The following is a 21,003-nucleotide window of genomic DNA, read 5'->3' as shown; positions in this document are numbered from 1 at the left end:
AGTAGTAAGAAAAAAAGACCCACGATCGAGAGATTGATCGTGGGTAAAAGGATTAATCGAATTTAAACTCTTCAGGAGTCAGCAGGAACAGGCTCTCACCACCGACCTGAATATTGGCAACGTGAGTTGAAGTTCTTGGCAGAATACGTGCAAAGAAGAATTGCGCGGTTTTGATCTTCGCTGCATAGAACGGATCGGTATTGCCCTCTTCAATTTTTTGCTGCGCCGTAATCGCCATTTTCAGCCATAAATACGAAGACACCACATAACCAGAGAAGTATAAGTAATCGACTGATGCCGCACCGATTTCATTTGCAGACTGTTGTGCCTGAGCCTGAATCGTTTTGGTTAATTCTAGCCATTGCTCAGTCAACTGACTCACTTGTGCCACTTGCTGGTTAAACTGGGCATGTTGCTGATGCTCTTTCACAAAACCTTGGATTTCATCAGTTAAGGCAGTCAACAAACCTAGTTTTGAACCTAGTACTTTACGTGCCAGTAAGTCGATTGATTGAATTTCAGTAGTGCCTTCATAGAGGCTGGCAATACGTGCATCACGGGCAATCTGTTCCATGCCATGTTCAGCAATATAGCCGTGTCCACCAAAAACCTGCATACCATGTTTGGCCGCTTCTACACCTGTTTCGGTCATTAATGCTTTAGCAATTGGGGTTAATAATGCCAGACGATCTTCTGCGGCTTTCTTCTCTTCAGGATTATCTGTTGCTTCAGCAATATCAGCATAAGTCGCCAGATAATAAGCCAAGGCACGTGAACCTTCTGCAAATACCTTTTGAGTCAGTAGCATATTACGCACTGCCGGATGCACGATAATTGGATCCGCAGGCAGGTTTGGCTCTTTCGCACCTTCAAGTGAACGCATGGCCAGACGGTCTTTGGCATAAGCCAATGCACCTTGATAAGACGATTCAGCTGCAGCTAAACCTTGAATCGCCGTTCCAATACGTGCAGAGTTCATGAAAGTAAACATGCAGTTCAAGCCGCGGTTTTCAGGACCAATAAGGAAACCTTTGGCATTGTCAAAATTCAGTACACAGGTCGCATTGCCATGAATACCCATCTTGTGTTCAATCGCGCTACACACCACGCCATTGCGTGAAGCCACATTTCCAGCTTCATCCAGATTGTATTTAGGTACGATAAACAGCGAAATACCTTTGGTGCCGGCAGGCGCATCCGGTAAACGTGCTAGTACGATATGTACGATATTTTCAGCCAGGTCATGCTCACCTGCAGAAATAAAGATTTTCTCACCACTGATGCTGTAGCTGCCATCTTCATTTGGCACCGCTTTGGTACGGATCAGGCCCAGATCAGAACCGGCATGTGATTCAGTTAAACACATGGTTCCGGTCCAGCGTCCTGCAATTAAAGGCACCAGGAATTTCTGTTTTTGTTCATCACTACCGTGATGTTCTAAAGTACGCATCGCACCATGTGACAGGCCTGGGTACATACCCCAAGACCAGTTGGTCGCTGTGATAATTTCTGAAATGGCAATGCGGTATAAAGTCGGGAAGCCTTGACCGCCATATTTTTCATCGCCAGTTAATGAAGTAAAGCCGAGTTCTACATATTTGTCATAAGCCGCTTTAAAACCATCCGGTGTAGTTACGACGCCATCCTGCAAACGGCAGCCCTGCTGGTCGCCTGTTGCATTAATCGGTAGAAGTTCGTTTTGGCAAAAGTCCGCAGCGACTTCCAGATATTGTTCCATAATATCCATAGAAACTTTGTCTGCAAACTTTGCATAGCCTGTGTATTTCTGTTCAACATTGAGCAGATCTTTCAGGACAAACTTCATGTCTTTTAATGGCGCAATATAATTTCTCATCGTAATTCCCTTGTATGAGTTCTAATTTGTATATTTATGACAATTAATTTCATAATACGAAATTATGTTTTAGGTCGAATATAATATAAGTTCATGGATAAAATCTAGTCATGACATAAAAAATCACATTTAAAAAATTAAAACTTTGGTATAAAAAAGCCATTCATGATCGAATGGCTTTTGATTAAATGATCAAAATAAAGCGATCTAGCACGGGAAAAATTGAGGCAGACGTTGCTGAACAATCTGTTCTGCTTCTTGCATGATAGTGTCAATCAGCGTTTGACAGGTCGGGATATCATGGATCAATCCCATCACTTGACCCGCAGTCAATATGCCTGCATCTACATCGCCATTTTCCAAAGCCAGCTTACCTTTTAAGCCACTGACATAAGGTCGAATCTGTTCAAATTCCAGATTTGGATCTTCACCCATTTTAACGACGAGATCAGATACTGCATTTTTGGCAACACGGGCCGTATTCCTGAACTGACGGTAAAGCAGATGCGTTGCCCTTTCATCATTGTCGACATAAAACTGCTTGATGTTTGGATGGATTGGCGCTTCTTGAGTAGCACAAAAGCGTGTCCCCATATTGATGCCTTCAGCACCTAAAGCAAGTGCTGCCACCAGACCACGTCCATCAGCAAAACCACCACTAGCAACAATTGGTACGTTAAGCTGATCGGCGGCTGCAGGAATCAGAATCAGTCCGGGAATATCATCTTCACCCGGATGGCCGGCACATTCAAAACCATCAATCGAGATCACATCCGCACCGATTCTTTGTGCCGAAAGTGCATGACGGACAGAGGTACATTTATGAATCACGATGATGCCGTGCTGTTTAAAGGCTTCAATATGTTCATGCGGCTTGTTGCCTGCCGTTTCTACTATCTTGATCCCACTTTCAATAATGGCCTGTCGATATTCGGCATACGGCGGTGGGTTTACAGCGGGCAATAAAGTCAGATTCACAGCAAAAGGCTGATCCGTCATTTCTCGGCAGCGTGCAATTTCCTTGACCAAGGCTTCAGGCGTCGGTTGAGTCAATGCTGTCAGGGTTCCCAAACCACCTGCATTGGAGACTGCACTGGCCATTTCCGCTGTGCCGACCCACATCATGCCGCCTTGAATAACCGGATAGCGAATGCCTAAAAGCTCGGTGATACGCGTTTGAATTTTCATGAATGCTCTCCTTAGCGTCCGGTAAATTGTGCGGGGCGTTTTTCGACAAAGGCCTGTACACCTTCTTTATAGTCCTGGCTACTTAAGGCCAAGTATTGCAGGTTTTGTTCCAGCTCTAGTTGTTGATCCATGCTATTTTCCGCACTGCGTTGTAGTGCCTGTTTGGTTAAAGCCAGCGCATAAGTCGGCTGTTGAGCCAGTCGCTGTGCAAGTTCATCGATATAAGCATCAAATTCTGCATCAGGAACCATTTTCCAGATCATACCCATTTCAGCCGCTTCTTTGGCATGCACGGGTTCACCAAGTAAAGTTAGTGCCGTAGCACGTGCATAGCCAATCAAACGCGGCAACATCCAGGTACCGCCGGCATCGGGAATCAGGCCTATCTTAGAAAAGGCTTGAATAAATTTGGCACTTTCCTTGGCAATGACCAGATCACAAGCCAGCGCGATATTAGCCCCTGCACCTGCAGCCACACCATTTACCGCTGCAATGACCGGTTTTGGACTTTTGCGAATCAGATTAATTAAAGGATTATAATATTTGGCCAGCGAACCCTCTGGTGGTAAAGGCACATTGCCGAGCTTTCCAGCCCGTTCTTTTAGATCCTGTCCTGCTGAAAATGCCCGGCCATTACCCCGAATCACAATTACCCGAATGTCTGAATCCGTATTCCAACTGTTCAGCACCTGCTGGACTTCTTCATGCATTTGCCGGTTGAAACTGTTGAGTGAATCTGGACGGTTAAAACTTAAAGTGGCGACGCCTTGCTGAATCTGGGTCTGAATCATTTCCCACATCATCAATTTCCTTATTTTTTTGTCTGTATCCCTACAATTAATAGCCTTTATTGACATCCACTTGATGACACAAATCCAGACCCTGATTTAAACGACGGTCATTTTCCAGTATCTGCTCTACCACCACAGACATTGGGGCATGTGAGGCCACATGTGGTGTCACCACAATTTTTTCGTGCTGCCAAAACTGATGATCCGCAGGTAATGGCTCCTGCTCAAAGACATCAACAATCGCACCACGTAGATGGCCAGAATCCAGTGCATCCAATAAATCCTGCTCGATTAAATGCTGGCCACGCCCGACATGAATCAAAGCTGCCTGTTCAGGCAGTTGCTGAAATAATTCAGAAGAAAGAATCCCGGCGTTTTCTTCGGTAAGGGGTAGCAGGTTAATTAGAATCTGAGTTTGAGCCAGGAAGTCGGAAAGCTGTTCTTGGCCCACATAACTTTTAACTTGATTAATGTCTTTTGGGGAATTCGACCAACCAGAGACTTGATAGCCCATTTCTGAGAAACGTTCAGCTACATATCCGCCCATATGCCCCAGTCCCATAATCCCGATCTGGATATGATGGCTATAGCTCTGGCGATACTGCTTCCAGAGCTGCTGATTTTGCTGCTGGATCATGCGGTCAAAATAACGTTGAAAATACAGTACACCCCAAAGCAGATAATCAAACATGCCCTTTTGATGATGCGGATCCAGCACCCGGCAAACGGCTTGATCGGGGCGCACAGCATTTAAGTTTAAATGTTCTACCCCAGCAGCAATCGAATGAATCAGGCCAAGCTTTGGTAGCTGCTGCACTTTTTCCAGATCTGGAAACCAGGCAGCAACTGTGGTTGCCTGCTTAGCTTCAGGACTGTCCACTGTACAGAAACTGCCAGCAGGCGCATATTTTTGAAAAGACTTGACCAGAATGGCTTCAATATTTGGTACAGAACTGGAAATAACAATCATGATGCATACTCCGTATATTGATGCTCAATCAGGGACAAAGCGGCCTGCCAGGCACGCTGTAATATCGGTTCAATGAGAGGACTGGCGAACTGCTTCGCTGTTTTAATTCGGACTTCTTCTGCTGGATAATGCAATTCAGCACCGCCACTTAAGGCCTTGACCTGTGCCTGACAGGCGCGTTCTAGGAAATAGATTTCATGAAAAGCCCGTGCAATAGTCTCTCCAGCCGTTAATAGGCCATGATTACGTAAAATCATGGCACGATGACTGCCCAAGTCCTGAATCAAGCGTTCTTGTTCATCAGTTGAAAGCGCAACGCCTTCGTATTCGTGATAGGCCACATGCTGATAAAATTTCATGGCGTGCTGGGAAATTGGGAGAAGCCCGTGTTTCTGAGCAGAAACAGCAATTCCATCCGCGGTATGCGTATGAATGACACAGTTCAGATGAGGATGCGCTTCATGAATCGCAGAGTGAATCACGAAACCAGCCATATTTACTGGCTTGTCTTGTTCATAGCTTTCTACCACCTGCCCTTCATGATTAATCTTCACCAGCGTCGAGGCACGCATTTTTTCAAATGCGACACCATATTGGTTAATCAGAAAACAGTCTGGTTGATCTGGGACTCTTAAACTGATGTGGGTATCAATCAGGTCAGTCATCCGATAATGCGCAATAATGCGATAAAGCGCTGCGAGTTCACAGCGTGCCTGCCATTCAGCAGCTGTAACGAGATTTTTTATTGTCATCATTCCATCCTGGAAAAATATAGCATTTCGATCACTATCTGTTATATCATAATTTTAGAAAAACAGAATATTATTTCATAAAGCGAAATATTTTATTAAAGGGAAGCTATATGACTACAGCTCAAATGAATGGATTTGAATATCTAACCGCAATTAAAAATGGCGAATTACCTGGCTCAGCAATGGGACAACTTATTCCCATGAAACTCAGTATTGTTCGTGAAAATTATGTGGAATATGAAGTTTATCCAGATGAACGTCATTTCAATTTGCAAGGCGGCATTCATGGTGGATTCTGCGCCACTGTTCTGGACAGCGTAACCGGTGCAGCAGTTCATACTACAGTTGATGCGGGCGTGAGTTTCTCCACTATTGATCTGAATGTCAAAATGCTTAAAGCCATGAAAAATGGCGAAACTTATACTGCCATTGGTGAAGTAATCCGGATCGGTCGTAATGTGCTGACTTCAGAAGGCCGAATTATCGACAAAGACGGTAAAATTTATGCCTTTGGTTCAGCAACTTTATTGGTCACTGGCCGCAAATAATCCTTACGCTGATTTAATTAATCCCTGCGATATGCAGGGATTTTTATTTCTATATAAATAGTCCAATAAAAAATGCCATGTATATCAGCTATACATGGCATTAATACGATGACTAAAGTGGTTATGCAGCTTCAGGGTTTTCAATCACCATCGCAAGACCTTGACCCAGACCGATACATAAGCTGATCACGGCATATTTTTTACCCGTACGCTGTAATTGACGCGCAACAGTTAAAGCCAAACGCGCACCTGAACAGCCCAATGGATGGCCAATCGCAATACCACCACCATTTGGATTCACACGCGGATCATCAAATGCAACATCCAGGCCTTTCAGGCAAGATAATACCTGGCTGGCAAATGCTTCATTGATCTCGATAATGTCCATATCATCTAGCGTCAAACCTGCACGTTTTACGGCTTTTTTGATTGCTTCGATTGGACCCGCGCCCATGATGCGTGGCTCAATGCCAGCGGCTGCAGAAGACAGGATACGTGCTAAAGGTTTTAAGCCATACTGTTCCTGAACTTTTTCACTGCCGATAATCAGTGCTGCAGCGCCGTCATTGATACCTGATGCGTTACCCGCAGTCACTACACCACCTTCGAAAAGCGGTTTTAGCTTGGATAATGCTTCAAATGTTGAAGATGGGCGTGGATGTTCATCTTCAGTCACTAATTTAGGCGGCAATTTACGCCCTTGTGAAACTTCAATCGGGGTAATTTCACCTTCAAAGAAACCTGCTTCTTTTGCAGCTTGATATTTCGCTTGTGATGCAGCAGCAAAAGTATCTGCCTGTTCACGCGTAATACCAAACTCTTCAGCGACGTTATCACCTGTTTCCGGCATGCTGTGCGCGCCAAACTGATCGGTGAATTTACGGTTCGGGAAACGTGTACCAATCGTGGTGTCATAGATTTTGGCATCACGTGAATACGCGCTTTCAGCTTTAGCCATTACAAACGGTGCACGTGTCATGCTCTCTACACCACCTGCAATATACAGTTCGCCTTCACCTGCGGTAATGGCACGTGCTGAATCGATCACAGCACCCAGGCCCGACGCACATAGACGGTTAACTGTTTGACCTGGAACGGTCACTGGCATACCAGCAAGCAATGCTGCAAATCGAGCCACATTACGGCTGTCTTCACCGGCTTGGTTCGTGCTACCAAAGATCACATCTTCTACGTCAGCTGCTGGAATACCGGTTTTTTCTAGCAGATTTTTAATGACTGTTGCTGCCAGGTCATCTGGACGCACAGTGGCCAGGCTTCCTGCATGGCGACCGATTGGAGAACGTAAACCATCGTAGATATATGCATTTAACATGAGTGTTATTCCTTTAACTTTTTAATTAATGTGTAGTATGAACAAGAGGTAAACCGAGCTGAACGCGGCGGCGCAACCAAGGACTTGGACGGTAACGCTGGTCACGGGTAATCGCAGTCATGCGGTTTAAAATTTTCAGAATTTTTTCAGCACCCAGTACATCGCCCCATTCAATTGGGCCGTATGGATAACCAAGGCCTAACTTCACGGCAACGTTGATATCTTCTACGGTTGCAACACCTTGCTGGGCAATATCACAGCCAAGATTCACAATCATTGCTAAAGCACGTTGCGCCACAAAGCCGACGCTTTCCTGAATTGTGCTCGCGGTCACACCATCCAGATTGAAAATCGATTGTGCTGCATGAACCAGTTCAGCTTTGGTCACAAACGTTGGCATCAAGGTACGGTGTTTATTTAAGCCGTAAAGCAGATCAATGCAGACTACTTGCTGCGGAGACACTTGATAACGGACTGCTGCTGAAGTGGCATCTTCACCATAAGTCGCAATTAAAATTAAAGCATCTGCTGAAGGTGCGTCAGTCTGCTCGATCTGGATGTTGAACTGCTGTAGATATTGCTCAAGCGCTTGACGGTCTTCGCTATATTCTGTACCCAGCCAAACCGATGGATGTTGATCCAGCTTTTCAACCAAGGTTGGAGCCACATCACCTACTTTGCTCCCCGAGGTATAATCGTAAAAACCTTTACCAGTTTTACGGCCTAGCTGTTTAGCAATAAAACGCTGGCGGGTAATCACGCTTGGGCGGTAACGCGCTTCTTCATAATATTGGTGATAGATCGATTCGCTCACTGGATGAGATACATCCATCCCGGTCAGATCGCCTAACTCGAATGGCCCCATCTTGAAACCGATGCCGTCACGGTAGATGCGGTCAATGTCATAAAATGGAGTGACATTTTCATTCAGAATCGCATAGGCTTCACTACCAAAGGCACGACCAGCATGGTTAATGATAAATCCTGGGGTATCTTTGGCTTTTACCGGGCGATGTCCCATTTTTGTAGATAACTGAGTAAGCGCATCCACAATATCAGCACGGGTATTAAAGCCTTCAATGACCTCAACCACTTTCATCAGTGGTACTGGGTTAAAGAAGTGATAACCGGCAACGCGTTCCGGTTGGCTGCAATTGGCGGCAATCGCACTGATAGACAGTGAAGATGTATTGGATGCCAGAATTGCTTCCGGTTTTACGATACCTTCCAGTTGCTGCATCAGCTTTTGTTTGATTTCCAGATTTTCAATAATCGCTTCAACGATTAAATCGCAATCTTTCAGGTCTTCGATCTGCTGGGCAATGGATAAATGAGCAAGATCTTCAGCAGCTTTTTCATGGCTGAATTTACCTTTATCAGCCAGGGTATTTAATGTTTTAGCCAGCTTTTCCTGTGCCTGTTCAGCAGCACCCGCTTTGGCATCAAACAATATGACATCATGGCCAGACTGAATTGCGATCTGGGCAATGCCCGCACCCATGGTACCTACGCCAATAATACCGATTTTCTGAATTTGAATGCTCATGCTTATCGTCCCTGATAATTTGGTTTACGTTTTTCGATAAAGGCTTGCATACCTTCTTTTTGATCTTCTGAAGAAAACAGCATCTGGAAGGATTTACGTTCCAGCATTAATCCGGCATTGAGTGGCACATCTTCAGCCAGTAAAGCCACTTCCTTGATTTGTTCCAGCGCGATTGGCGGCATTTTTGCCAGACCTTCAGCCATCTTGATTGCTGTTGCCAGGGTTTCGCTGTCTTCCGTTACTTGTGACACCAAACCAATCTGATACGCTTCTGGTGCAGGTACCAGGCAACCGGTCATGATGATACGCATCGCATGGAATTTACCCACGGCACGGAATAAACGCTGTGTACCACCAGCACCCGGCATTACCCCTACTTTGACTTCAGGCTGACCGAACTGGGCACTTTTCCCAGCAATAATAATGTCTGCATGCATCGCCAGTTCACAGCCTCCGCCCAATGCATAACCGTTTACTGCTGCAATCACCGGCTTTGAACACTGTGCAATGGCTTGCCAGTAACGCTCAGTACGACGTTGCATCATCTGGATGGTTTCAGCATTGGCTAATTCTTTAAGGTCAGCGCCTGCTGCGAAATCAGTTTCACCACCAGTGAGAATGATGGCACGGATATTTTCATCGTCATTCAATTGCAGAAAAGCCGCAGCCAGTTTCTGACGTACTTCTGTATTCAGGGCATTTTTAGCTTCTGGACGATGGATCTTGACCATCGCCACATGTGTCGAGATTTGCTCTACTTGAACTACCTGTTCCATCAAAAATCTCCATTTATTTTGTATAGCGAAATTTTATTTTATATAAAACTACGGTTTCTAGACCCATAAATCAAGATTTTTTCTCTCAAAAACTCAAAAAAGTTATTTTTTAATAAAAAATAGAGTAAAAACTCTTGTTCAGTTGGCTATTTTATGATTAATTGATTTCGCAATACGGAATTAATTATTTAATTCGAATTTTGGTTATTCATTTATGCAAATATTAACCACAATGCAAAATAAAAGAATTAATTTCCGTCATAAGGATACTACGTTGTTCAGTGATTTTTCATCCCGGATAAAACGCAAAGATCAGATCCAACCTGATCTTAACAGAGCGAATGCGCACAGACGCTTAGACCGTAGATAAGGAAAATGCTTTTCCGTGAGGAAGAAAATGGATTTAGCGGTAGCAGAGGAAATGCTACTTTTAATTTATAGAGGATATAAGAATGACAAGCGATACCATCGTAGCTGAGGAAACCAAAACGGGAGTCTCCTCTGACGGCACCGTTAAACAGGCACCTAAACGTCTGTGGATGACGGCCTTTGTCTTTGCTTTTTTGATTTTACTATGTGACGGTGCAGACATTGGTATTCTGGCTTTCAGCTTGACCAGTCTGAAAGCGGAATGGGGACTGACTTCTGTACAGGCTGGCGCCTTGGGAAGTTATTCTCTTTTGGGTATGGGAATTGGTGGCTTTGTCGGTGGATGGGCTTGTGACAAGTTTGGACGCGTACGTGTCATTGTATTAGCAACCATCGCCTTCTCAATTTTATCTGCCTATTCAGGTTTTGCCCAGTCTTATCAAGAGTTTGCGATTTTACGTACCCTTTCGTGCTTGGGTTTAGGTTGTTTATATATTGCCTGTAATACCCTGATGTCAGAATACGTACCGACTAAATACCGTACCACCGTACTGGCAACATTAATGACCGGTTTCACTTTAGGTTCTCTGGTCATCACCATGCTTTCAGGCTGGATCATTCCTGAATTCGGTTGGCGTATGCTGTACTGGATCACGATTGCTCCATTGGCTTTAGGTATCCTCATGCATTTCATGGTACCAGAACCAGAGTCATGGAAGCGTGTCCGTGAAATGAAAAGAACTGGTCAGATCGTGGATAATGATGCCAAAAAAGGCAATCCATATATCACCATTCTTAAAGATAAAACCCATGGCAAGATGTTCATCCTTTGGTCTTTCAGCTCTGGTTTCCTGCTATTCGGTTACTTCGGTGTAAGTAACTGGTTGCCAAGTTATCTTGAAGCTGAACTAGGCATCAAGTTTAAAGAAATGGCGTTATACATGGTAGGTACCTTTATCACCATGATGTTCGCCAAAATCATTGCAGGCTATGTGGCTGACAAAATTGGTCGCCGTATCGTATTTGCTTTCGGCACCATGGGAACAGCGCTATTTATTCCTGTCGTAGTGTATATGCATACCGCCGATAACATTGGCGTTCTCATGCTGATCTTCGGCTTCCTGTATGGTATTCCATATGCGATTAACGCAACCTATCTCACTGAAAGCTTCCCGACTGGCGTTCGTGGTACTGCCGTAGGCGGTGCGTTCAACATTGGCCGTATCGGTGCGATCTTCGCGCCAATTACCATTGGCTATCTGGCGATGCAAGGTTCGATTGGTACAGGCTTGATGGTGATGGGTGCAGCATACTTCCTGTGCGGCTTGATTCCAGCCCTGTTTATTAAAGACCGTTTATACGATCCGCAAAAAGCAGAATAAGTTTTAAATCAGGAGAGCTGTGTATTTACGGCTCTCCTGAATCCAAATTTCATGACTTTAATATCGAATCCATATGCTTTGATCTGAACAGGATGTTTCTGGGTTGAACGAGACTCGTATTCATCATTCAAAAGTCAAAAACTCTGCATTGCGCAATAAGAGCAACATTAAGGAAAGATTTTCCTTTTTAGATATCAGAAAATTTCTTTAGGGATTAAGAAATGAAAAAATTAGTTTTAGCGACACTATGTGGCATTGCTTCAGCACAGACATTTTCAGCAGAAGCATCTGAAGACCGGATGCAGTTCTTAGAATCACAGTTAAAGCAAATCCAGGCCGAACTGGAACAGCAAAAAGCCGCGCAACTTGCGTTAAAGAATCAGCAGGAAGAAGCCAAAGCACAAGATTCTAAAACTTTAAGTTCGATGGTGGATAATGTCGATGTTTATGGATTGATTCGCTTTGATGGCGCAGTCGATTTCAAAAGTACCACTGAAGCTCGTGGCCGTACCATTAACCAGATCAATAAAGTCCCTTTTACTGAACCTGACTCTACCCGTTCAGATTTTACTGCAGCTGCCAGCCGAATTGGTTTCTTGGCGAAAGACCTTGGTGGAAATCCAAATGTTTCTGCACGTTTAGAAGCTGATTTCTGGACCAATAATGGTAAAGGCGATGGTGGATTACGTATTCGTCATGCACATTTAAAATACTATAACTGGACCTTTGGTCAGGCTTGGTCATTGATGTCTACACCGGAAATTAGTACTGAAGCTGTCGATTACAGCCTGTTTCTGGGTGGATCAGTCCTACGTACCCCTCAAGTCAGCTATGCTTTTAAACTTGATCCGGAAAATACTTGGAATGTGGGTGTGGAATATATGGCCGGTGGTGATCGTTCTTCTGCCTTGCCTGCTTTAACCACTAAATATGTCCATCAATCAGGCCCGCTGCATGTATTAGCTCAAGGCTTTGTCAATCAAAAGCAGGCGCAAACAGATACAGGCGATATTGAAAAAGTCGGTTGGGGTGTAGGTCTTGGTGGACGTTATCATCTCGATGATCAAAACTCGATTCAGGGCAACTATTTCCATATAGTCGGTGACCAGCGCATTGCAGCTTTCTTGACTCAAGGATCAACAAGTGATGGCGCTGAATGGGGGGGTGATTATTCAGTCGATCCAGTTAATAACGAACTTTTACTCAATGAGTTTAATAGTTTAAATATTGGATTCACACATAAATTCACCCCAAAACTACGTAGCAGCATTAATGCCAGCATTGTTGATTTTGATGATTCCAGCGACTATGCACGCGCGAATCCTGAAACCAACAAACGTTTAACTGACTATGTGGCCAATGTGATTTACTCTCCAGTTCCAAAGGTTAATCTCGGCGCAGAATATCACCACGGCAAACGTGAGACTTTTGATAATCGAGAAGCGGATGTTTCGCGTGTGAACCTATCAGCGACTTATAGTTTCTAAAGCCTCAGGAGACAAGGATGTCTACCCAAGGGCAAATTTCACGAAAATTTATGTTTATGATGGCTATGACCTGCGCACTCTGCGCGGGTTGTAACTATTTTAACCAACCATTAATTTATTCAATTGCAGAGGATCTGCAGATCAGTGTAGCTCAGTCTGGCTGGACTGTGGTTTTAACCCAGATTGGCTATGCCACCGGGTTATTTTTGTTTGTCCCCTTGGGAGATTTATTCGAAAAACGGCTGTATATCTGCAGTTTGATGTTCTGTACCGGACTGGCGCTTATTGGGCTTTCTGCCAGCACCAATCTGCATATGTTATACGGCTTTACCCTGCTCGCCTCTTTTTGTTCGATCACCACTCAGATTCTGATTCCTTTTGCTGCCAACCTGTCTCAAAGAGAAAAAAGTGCTGAAGTGGTTGGTCTGCTGATGAGTGGTGTTTTGGTCGGTATTCTGTTTGCCCGGACTGTATCAGGACTGATTTCTACCTTATGGTCTTGGCATGCCGTTTACCTATTGAGTGGCTGTTCTATTCTCATATTGAGTATCGCCATGTGGTATCAGTTACCTAAGGCGAAAAGTCAGCTACAGATGAGCATCTTGCAGATTTATCGCTCACTATTTACCTTTGCTAAAACCGAACCGATGCTGATTCGACGCAGCATCATTGGTGGTTTGGGCTTTGGTATGCTGAGTATTATTTTTACCACCATGACTTTTGTGCTGGCGGAAGCACCCTATCATTTTAATGATTTCCAGATTGGCTTGATGGGCATCGTTGGTATAGTCGGCATCTGGTCATCACAATGGACCGGTAAAATGATTGGACGGCACCGAGAAAAATGGGTCGCACAACTTGCTACCACAGGATTAATTCTGGCCTGGATTCCCCTATTTTTTGCGCAGAGCTATTTATGGGTATATATCATTGGTTTAATTCCCGCTTATTTTGGGATTTCTTCACTGCATGTGTTAAATCAGAATTTGGTATACCGGATCTCGGTGCAGGCCCGTTCCCGTATTAATGCGATCTATATGACCTGTTATTTTTCAGGTGCCGGGATAGGTGCATTTTTATCGCTAAACCTATGGAAAATGTATGGCTGGTCAGCCTGCGTTGCATTGGGCTTTGTCTTTGCCCTGCTCATCTTTAGTATTAACCGCTATGACCTAAGTCGGGAACATAATTTAGCAGACAATCCATCACCACCTTAATATTATTTCAATATATAGCTTTTCATTAAAAATGCCCCAGTAAATGGGGCATTCATTGGCAGTCTGATGACTTTCAATCAGTGGGTTAAGACTAAACGCCCAATCACTTTGCCTTGCTGTAAATCTAGAAAGGCTTGGTTGACCTCGTTGATTGCGCGTTTTTGTATAGGAATACGGGGCATTCTGGTCTGTGCAATCAATTCCACCAAAGCCCGTAGTTCTTGAACAGTACCCACATAACTGCCCTGGATCGTCAATGGACGCATAGGAATCGTGGGGATAGCAAGATTCACTTCTCCACCCATCAATCCACAGACCACAATATGTGCACCACGTGCTGCACTATTTAAAGCAAAATTTAAACTTGATGAGTTCCCGACAAGATCAAGGATCAAGCGTGCCCCACCTTGGGTAAATTCCTGTAGTTGCTTCACTGCATCTGGCGCAGTGCTATTAATACAATGCAGTGCACCTAATTCTGCTGCAGCATTTAGTTTTTGTGCATCAATATCGACCATGATGGGTGCTTTTGCATTTTGTATTTCAAGCAATTCCAAAGCCATTAGCCCCAGTCCACCGGCGCCAATGATGACGACTGATTCTGTAGCAACATGTTGACCAAATTTCTGCAAGGCAGTGAATGTACTTAAGCCTGCACAAGCCAGAGGCGCAGCTTCAGCTGGATCAATTCCTTGAATGTCGACCAGGTAACGAGGATGCGGCACAATGATATATTCTGCAAAACCTCCCGGCTTTACAATGCCAAGTTGCTGGGGTTTTATACACAAATTTTCTTCGTCTATTTCGCAATACCGACATTCACCACAGCCAATCCAGGGATGAACAACCGCTTGCATACCTAACTGAAGATCATTAACCTGATCGCCAACTGCAACGACTTCCCCTGCAATTTCATGACTTAAAATAATCGGCGGTTTGACCCCTCGATCTGCTAGAGCTAAGCGTTTACCACCACCCAAATCATAATAGCCATCCCATAAATGTAAATCAGTATGACATAAACCGGCAGCTTGGACTTTAATCAAAACTTCAGTACCTTTAGGTTGCGGAATTTCTCTTTCGACCCGTTCTAAAGGTGTACCATGTTCATTGACGCAATAACATTGCATTATTATTCCCTATTTTTTACTTCTCTTAGATGAGCTACACACTTCTTGTACGAACTTATTTCTATTATTTAACGACGAGAAGCGACTGTTACCAGACGCGTATCCAGATACGATTCAATGGCGTCACTACCACCTTCTGTTCCATAGCCGGAATCTTTAATACCGCCAAAAGGTAATTCAGGGAATCCCAGTCCCACATGGTTGATGGTCAACATACCACTTGCGATATCGCGTGCTAAGTTGAGACACGTGCTGTTACTCTCTGTGTAGGCATATGCAGCCAGTCCATAATTCAAGCGATTCGCTTCTGTTACCGCTTCCTCATATGATTCAAAAGGAATACATAAGGCCAGTGGACCAAAAGGCTCTTGTTCCATGCAAGCTGCTGTCAGTGGTACATCCTTTAAAATAGTCGGTTCAATAAAGTAACCTGGACCTTCAAGTGTTTGACCACCCCATACTAATTCCGCACCTGCCTGAAGCGCATTCTGAATAGTTTTCTGGATATTCTGGTAAGCCCTTTCATGAATCATCGGACCAACGTCTACATTGTCATCTAGACCATGACCGACTTTTAGCTGGCTAACTTCATTTTTCAATTTTTCAACGAAATCTTCATACACCGCTTTCTCAATTAGAAACCGTGTCGGTGCAATACAGACTTGACCTGCATTTCGGAATTTTGCTGCAGCCATTTCCTTTGCCGCAAGATCTAGATTAGCATCTTTAAAGATCAATACAGGTGCATGACCGCCCAACTCCATGGTGGTTTTTTTCATATGCTGACCTGCAAGAGCAGCCAATTGTTTACCAACGACCGTGGAGCCAGTAAATGAGATTTTTTGAATCGCAGGATGAGGGATCAGATATTCGGAAATTTCAGCAGGTTCACCATAAATTAAATTAATCACACCAGCAGGTATACCTGCATCATGAAAGGTCTGGACAAGCTGAGCTGGTGAAGCCGGTGTCTCTTCAGGTCCTTTCACAATAATGGCACAGCCGGCTGCTACTGCAGCAGATAATTTACGCACGACCTGATTAATAGGAAAGTTCCAAGGCGTGAAGGCAGCCACAATACCAACCGGTGTTTTAATCGTATAGCTATGTACATTGGTTTGTCTTGACGGAATAACTTGCCCATAACTACGAATGGCTTCACCTGAAAACCATTCGATGATGTCTGCAGCAGACAAAACTTCCATTTTGGCCTGTTTTAGCGGCTTGCCCTGCTCCAAGCTCATCGACTCTGCAATGTGGGCTGCCCGATCTCTTAATAAAAAGGCAGCCTTTTGCATGATTTTAGCGCGTTGTTGTGCTGGGGTGTTTTTCCAGATTTCAAAACCGGACTGAGCAGCCTGAACTGCATCTTCAATATCATCAAGGGACGCTTTGGCTACTTGGCCAATTACTTTTTCATTGGCCGGATTAATAACTGCAAGCGTTTGTTGTTGAATACTGTCACGCCATTGACCAGCAATATACAATTGTGTGTTTTGATACATATTCTTTCCTATAGTAATAGAAGCAACTTCCCGTTGCTTCTCATTTTACTTATATTATTTTAAATGAATATTATAGTTTTATTTGTGCATCAATTAAGGTACAACCGGTTTTTTGCTGTAGCTCTTCAAAACTTAAGCCTTCGACTATCTCTAGCACCAAGGCCTGATTGTCTTTTAATTCAATAATGCACAAATCGGTGTAAATGCGGTCAACGCAGTTTTTACCAGTAATTGGATAAGTCAGCTCTTCCACAATTCGTGGTTCGCCATTTTTAGTGACGTGTTCCATACAGACATAAACACAGCGTGCACCAACCGCCAGATCCATCGCCCCACCCACCGCTGGGACGGCATCTAGTGCACCGGTATGCCAGTTGGCCAGATCACCATTCACCGCAACCTGAAAAGCCCCCATAATACAGAAATCCAAATGCCCGCCGCGCATAATGTCAAAGGAATCCGCAGAGTTCATAAAACTGCCGCCATCGAGCATGCTGACCAGTTCTTTGCCGGCATTAATCAGATCATCATCAGCCTGTTCAGGATCAGTTAAAGCGGTAAAACCCAAAACACCATTTTCAGAATGCAGGATAATATCCTGTTCAGACTTTAAATAACCGGCCACGCGTGTCGGCAAACCAATACCTAAGTTCACATAAGAGCCGGTCGGAATATCCTGTGCAACTTTTTCTACAATCTGTTCACGTGTACGTTTTTGAATTGTCATTATTTGATATCTCCTACCTTCACCACATGCTGCACAAAAATACCCGGCGTCACGATAATCTCTGGATCAAGCTCGCCTAACTCTACAATTTCATGTACTTGAGCAATGGTGGTTTTGGCTGCTTTTGCCATTAGAGGACCAAAATTTCGCGCTGCTTTACGGTAGGTTAAATTACCCCATTGATCGGCCTGATTGCCATAAATCAAGGCATAGTCAGCATGAATCGGATATTCCAGTACATAGTCCTTGCCATTGATATGGCGGGTCTCTTTACCTTCAGCAATCTTGGTACCGAAACCTGTTGGGGTAAAAATAGCACCTAAGCCTGCACCTGCCGCCTGAATACGGCAAGCCAAGTTGCCTTGTGGAACCAGCTCTAACTCAACCTTTCCAGCTTTATACAGCTCTTCAAACACCTTGGAATTGTTGGCACGAGGAAATGAACAGATCATTTTCTTTACCAGTCCAGACAATAATAGGTTGGTTAAACCACGATCACCTGACGCAGCATTATTATTGATGATGGTCAGATCTTTAGGACCGATATCAATCAGAGCTTCAATCAGTTCGACTGGCTGACCTGCCAGACCAAAGCCGCTGGTCATAATATGCGCACCATCTGGAATCTGCTTGAGTATGGTTTCGATATCCTGTGTGATTTTATTCATTCAATTGCTTCCTAGCATCTTCCTGTCTTTTAAAATATTGGATCTATTTAATTAATCTGCTTTTTGCGGGTCGTATAAACGGTCTTTAATAAAGATTGCCGGGATCAGACCACAGATGAAATAAGCCACGCCCATAATCAGCAATCCGGTACCAATTGAGCCACCCTGTGCAAAATAGCCAATGGTCAACGGTGCCAGGACTGCACCCAGACGTCCAACGTTATAAGCACCACCTACCGCAGTACCGCGAACTTTGGTGGAGAAACTTTCGGTCATATAAGTGGCGTTAATACCATATGGAATACCGTACAGGAATCCGAAAAACAGCATCAGCCACAAGATATTGTCCGGTGTATTACCAAAGACAATCACGGGAATAAAGATGGCGGTTCCCATGGTGCCAAAGGCGAATACAGCACGACGACCAATCTTATCGGCAATATAGCCAGCAATAATCTTGGTACAGATCATGATCAGGAAAGTTCCAATCATATACATGGTCATCTCTTTGAACTTGATGCCCAGGTCAGATTCCAGATAAGCCGGTAACCAGTTACTTACGCCGTAATAACCAAACTGTAAGAATGCGGTACTGAAAGACCAGAGGATGAACATGCGACGACTTAAAGCATCAGCAAAGATCATTTTGAAGGTGTTTTTTGGTTTTTCCTGTACCAAGCCACTGGCTTTAGCTGCCAGTCGTTCTTGACGTGCTTTTATCCATGCCTGAGGTTCAGGGACCAGAAAAAACATCGCAAATGCCAAAACGATTGGAATAATGGCGATGTAGTAAAGATAACGCCAGCCAAATTCAGGCAACAACCACCCTGCCAATACCGTGGCAACAACTGAGCCTAGTGTCCAGCCTGTCATTAGAGCCGCAAGGATAGTAGAACGATATTTTGTTGGAACATATTCAGCCATCAAGGTGTTACAGGCAATATATAAAGCCCCCAAACCGATTGATGAACAAAATCTTAACCATTTAAATTCATCATAGCTTTGGGTAAAGCCTAACCAGAATGTCAGTGAAGAAAACAGGACGATCGCAACGACAATGACGCGTACCCGTCCGAAACGGTCACAGGCCCAACCACCAAAGAAACCACCAATGGCCATACCCGCCAAGGTCCAGCTACCTAATGCACCGGCCTGAATGCTGCTGAGTGAAAATTCCTGTTTAAGGCTGGTCAGGCTATAAGCCAGTAATGCGATATCTGCACCATCTACCAGTAATGCCAGAAATGAAAAGATAAAGGCCAGAATCCAGATCTTTTTCTGAGGTGCATTTTCTTCTGGTAGAAGGTGTTGTTGCGAACTGATCGTATTCATAATGTCCTTTATGCTTTTTTTAGCACTCCTGTGCCTTTAAAAATGTTTATGTTTCACCTAATGGTTTAAATGAAACATAGAATATTTGATTCGTCTTTAACGCTACTCTTGGCTAGATTTTTTAAAAAACTCTCCTAGAGCCAGATTGGATGGCTTGAGTTAAAGTCAGCCAAAACAAACTAGCCAGCAATGCTGGCTAGAAGTTCATCCATATTTAATTGCAGAATGCGGCAATGCCTGTTTGAGCCCGGCCTAGAATTAGGGCATGTACATCATGGGTACCTTCATAAGTGTTGACCACTTCCAGGTTCACCAGATGACGAGCCACACCGAATTCATCAGAGATTCCGTTACCACCCATCATGTCACGCGCAACACGGGCAATATCCAATGCTTTACCACAGTTATTACGCTTGATCAGCGAAGTACCTTCCACTGAAGCAATGCCTTCGTCTTTCATGCGACCAAAACGTAATGCCACTTGCAGACCCAACGCAATTTCAGTTTGCATGTCTGCCAGTTTTTTCTGGATCAGCTGATTCGCAGCCAATGGACGACCAAACTGTTTACGGTCCATGGTGTATTGATGTGCTGTATGCCAGCAGAATTCAGCTGCGCCCATCGCGCCCCAGGCAATACCGTAACGGGCACTGTTCAAACAGGTAAATGGACCACGTAAGCCGCGAATTTCCGGAAATGCATTTTCTTCCGGAACAAATACGTTATCCATCACGATTTCACCGGTGATCGAAGCACGTAAGCCCACCTTACCGTGAATTGCTGGTGCAGACAGACCTTCCCAGCCTTTTTCCAGAATAAAGCCACGAATATCACCGACATTGCCTTCAGGAGACACTTCTTTCGCCCAAACCACAAAGACATCTGCAATCGGACTGTTGGTAATCCACATTTTGGCACCAGTCAGACGGTAACCACCATCGACTTTCTTGGCACGCGTGATCATGCTGCCCGGATCAGAACCATGGTCCGGCTCTGTCAGGCCGAAACAGCCAATGTATTCACCAGTCGCCAGCTTTGGCAAATATTTCTGTTTCTGTTCTTCAGAACCAAACTCATTGATTGGCACCATGACCAGTGAACTTTGTACGCTGGCCATTGAGCGGTAACCCGAATCCACACGTTCCACTTCACGGGCAATCAGGCCATAGCTGACATAATTTAAACCTGCGCCACCGTACTGTTCTGGGATGGTTGGACCCAACAGACCGAGTTCACCCATTTCACGGAAAATCGTTGGGTCGGTTTTTTCATGACGGAACTGTTCCAGTACACGTGGCTGTAGCTGTCCCTGACAGTAGGCACGTGCTGACTCCATAATCATGCGTTCTTCTTCAGTCAGCTGATGCTCCAGTAAAAATGGATCTTGCCAGTCAAATCTAATTTTTGTGCTCATTTTAATATGTCCA

18 protein-coding genes are annotated in these 21,003 nt (G+C 44.4%); 4 read left to right on the top strand and 14 right to left on the bottom strand.

Features of this window, described 5'->3' with window-relative positions; genetic code table 11:
- Positions 1-52: 52 nt before the first annotated feature.
- The 5 genes from AC4MCD_RS07320 to AC4MCD_RS07300 all read right to left on the bottom strand — a co-directional run bounded on the left by AC4MCD_RS07320 (position 53) and on the right by AC4MCD_RS07300 (position 5,556).
- Entirely contained in the window at positions 53-1,855 is a 1,803-nt protein-coding gene (locus AC4MCD_RS07320) for an acyl-CoA dehydrogenase C-terminal domain-containing protein (RefSeq protein ID WP_491876813.1), read from the bottom strand.
- 207 nt (positions 1,856-2,062) lie between these two features.
- Positions 2,063-3,043, bottom strand: coding sequence for an NAD(P)H-dependent flavin oxidoreductase (locus tag AC4MCD_RS07315; protein ID WP_491876812.1), 981 nt, complete (start codon positions 3,041-3,043; stop codon positions 2,063-2,065).
- 11 nt (positions 3,044-3,054) lie between these two features.
- On the bottom strand, positions 3,055-3,843 hold the full coding sequence (locus AC4MCD_RS07310; RefSeq protein WP_491876811.1) for an enoyl-CoA hydratase-related protein: 789 nt from the start codon (positions 3,841-3,843) through the stop codon (positions 3,055-3,057).
- A 37-nt stretch (positions 3,844-3,880) separates the two neighbouring features.
- The gene (locus AC4MCD_RS07305) at positions 3,881-4,804 is read right to left on the bottom strand and encodes a 2-hydroxyacid dehydrogenase (protein ID WP_491876810.1); all 924 of its coding nucleotides are present in this window, start codon (positions 4,802-4,804) and stop codon (positions 3,881-3,883) included.
- Positions 4,801-5,556 carry a class II aldolase/adducin family protein gene (locus AC4MCD_RS07300; RefSeq protein WP_034704084.1) on the bottom strand — a complete coding sequence of 252 codons (756 nt, stop codon included), beginning with the start codon at positions 5,554-5,556 and terminating at the stop codon, positions 4,801-4,803. Before AC4MCD_RS07300 ends, AC4MCD_RS07305 begins: the two co-directional genes overlap by 4 nt.
- Positions 5,557-5,666: 110 nt before the next feature.
- On the opposite strand from AC4MCD_RS07300, the gene AC4MCD_RS07295 reads away from it, so the two are divergent.
- On the top strand, positions 5,667-6,104 hold the full coding sequence (locus AC4MCD_RS07295; RefSeq protein WP_491876809.1) for a PaaI family thioesterase: 438 nt from the start codon (positions 5,667-5,669) through the stop codon (positions 6,102-6,104).
- Positions 6,105-6,225: 121 nt separating this feature from the next.
- Here the strand turns inward: AC4MCD_RS07295 and AC4MCD_RS07290 are convergent, their stop codons facing one another.
- Genes AC4MCD_RS07290 through AC4MCD_RS07280 form a run of 3 tightly spaced genes read right to left on the bottom strand, consistent with a single transcriptional unit; the run spans position 6,226 to position 9,759 of the window.
- The gene (locus AC4MCD_RS07290) at positions 6,226-7,437 is read right to left on the bottom strand and encodes a 3-oxoadipyl-CoA thiolase (protein WP_104473213.1); all 1,212 of its coding nucleotides are present in this window, start codon (positions 7,435-7,437) and stop codon (positions 6,226-6,228) included.
- A 25-nt stretch (positions 7,438-7,462) separates the two neighbouring features.
- Entirely contained in the window at positions 7,463-8,983 is a 1,521-nt protein-coding gene (locus tag AC4MCD_RS07285; protein ID WP_491876808.1) for a 3-hydroxyacyl-CoA dehydrogenase, read from the bottom strand.
- A gap of 2 nt (positions 8,984-8,985) precedes the next feature.
- On the bottom strand, positions 8,986-9,759 hold the full coding sequence (locus tag AC4MCD_RS07280) for an enoyl-CoA hydratase (RefSeq protein ID WP_004785705.1): 774 nt from the start codon (positions 9,757-9,759) through the stop codon (positions 8,986-8,988).
- A gap of 452 nt (positions 9,760-10,211) precedes the next feature.
- On the opposite strand from AC4MCD_RS07280, the gene AC4MCD_RS07275 reads away from it, so the two are divergent.
- The 3 genes from AC4MCD_RS07275 to AC4MCD_RS07265 all read left to right on the top strand — a co-directional run bounded on the left by AC4MCD_RS07275 (position 10,212) and on the right by AC4MCD_RS07265 (position 14,214).
- Positions 10,212-11,510, top strand: coding sequence for an MFS transporter (locus AC4MCD_RS07275; RefSeq protein WP_419364326.1), 1,299 nt, complete (start codon positions 10,212-10,214; stop codon positions 11,508-11,510).
- Positions 11,511-11,731: 221 nt separating this feature from the next.
- Positions 11,732-12,997, top strand: coding sequence for a DcaP family trimeric outer membrane transporter (locus tag AC4MCD_RS07270; protein WP_491876807.1), 1,266 nt, complete (start codon positions 11,732-11,734; stop codon positions 12,995-12,997).
- 17 nt (positions 12,998-13,014) lie between these two features.
- A complete protein-coding gene (locus AC4MCD_RS07265; RefSeq protein ID WP_491876806.1) occupies positions 13,015-14,214 on the top strand; it encodes an MFS transporter in 1,200 nt (399 codons plus the stop codon).
- A gap of 77 nt (positions 14,215-14,291) precedes the next feature.
- Here AC4MCD_RS07265 and AC4MCD_RS07260 read toward each other — a convergent pair whose 3' ends face one another.
- From AC4MCD_RS07260 to AC4MCD_RS07235, 6 genes are all read right to left on the bottom strand, one after another.
- The gene (locus tag AC4MCD_RS07260; RefSeq protein WP_491876805.1) at positions 14,292-15,344 is read right to left on the bottom strand and encodes an alcohol dehydrogenase; all 1,053 of its coding nucleotides are present in this window, start codon (positions 15,342-15,344) and stop codon (positions 14,292-14,294) included.
- Between the two features lie 68 nt (positions 15,345-15,412).
- Entirely contained in the window at positions 15,413-16,849 is a 1,437-nt protein-coding gene (locus tag AC4MCD_RS07255; protein WP_491876804.1) for an NAD-dependent succinate-semialdehyde dehydrogenase, read from the bottom strand.
- 70 nt (positions 16,850-16,919) lie between these two features.
- A complete protein-coding gene (locus tag AC4MCD_RS07250; protein WP_491876803.1) occupies positions 16,920-17,576 on the bottom strand; it encodes a 3-oxoacid CoA-transferase subunit B in 657 nt (218 codons plus the stop codon).
- Positions 17,576-18,244: a 3-oxoacid CoA-transferase subunit A gene (locus tag AC4MCD_RS07245; protein WP_491876802.1), complete on the bottom strand. Its 669-nt coding sequence runs from the start codon at positions 18,242-18,244 to the stop codon at positions 17,576-17,578. The genes AC4MCD_RS07250 and AC4MCD_RS07245 overlap by 1 nt, the downstream gene beginning before the upstream one ends.
- Positions 18,245-18,295: 51 nt before the next feature.
- Complete coding sequence (locus AC4MCD_RS07240; RefSeq protein ID WP_491876801.1) at positions 18,296-19,576, bottom strand: MFS transporter; 1,281 nt, start codon at positions 19,574-19,576, stop codon at positions 18,296-18,298.
- Positions 19,577-19,790: 214 nt separating this feature from the next.
- Positions 19,791-20,990, bottom strand: coding sequence for an acyl-CoA dehydrogenase (locus tag AC4MCD_RS07235; RefSeq protein ID WP_491876800.1), 1,200 nt, complete (start codon positions 20,988-20,990; stop codon positions 19,791-19,793).
- Positions 20,991-21,003 lie beyond the last annotated feature (13 nt).

It is taken from the genome of Acinetobacter sp. CAU_H_78 (genome assembly GCF_058599365.1).
This window is presented reverse-complemented; position numbering and strand designations above follow the sequence as displayed.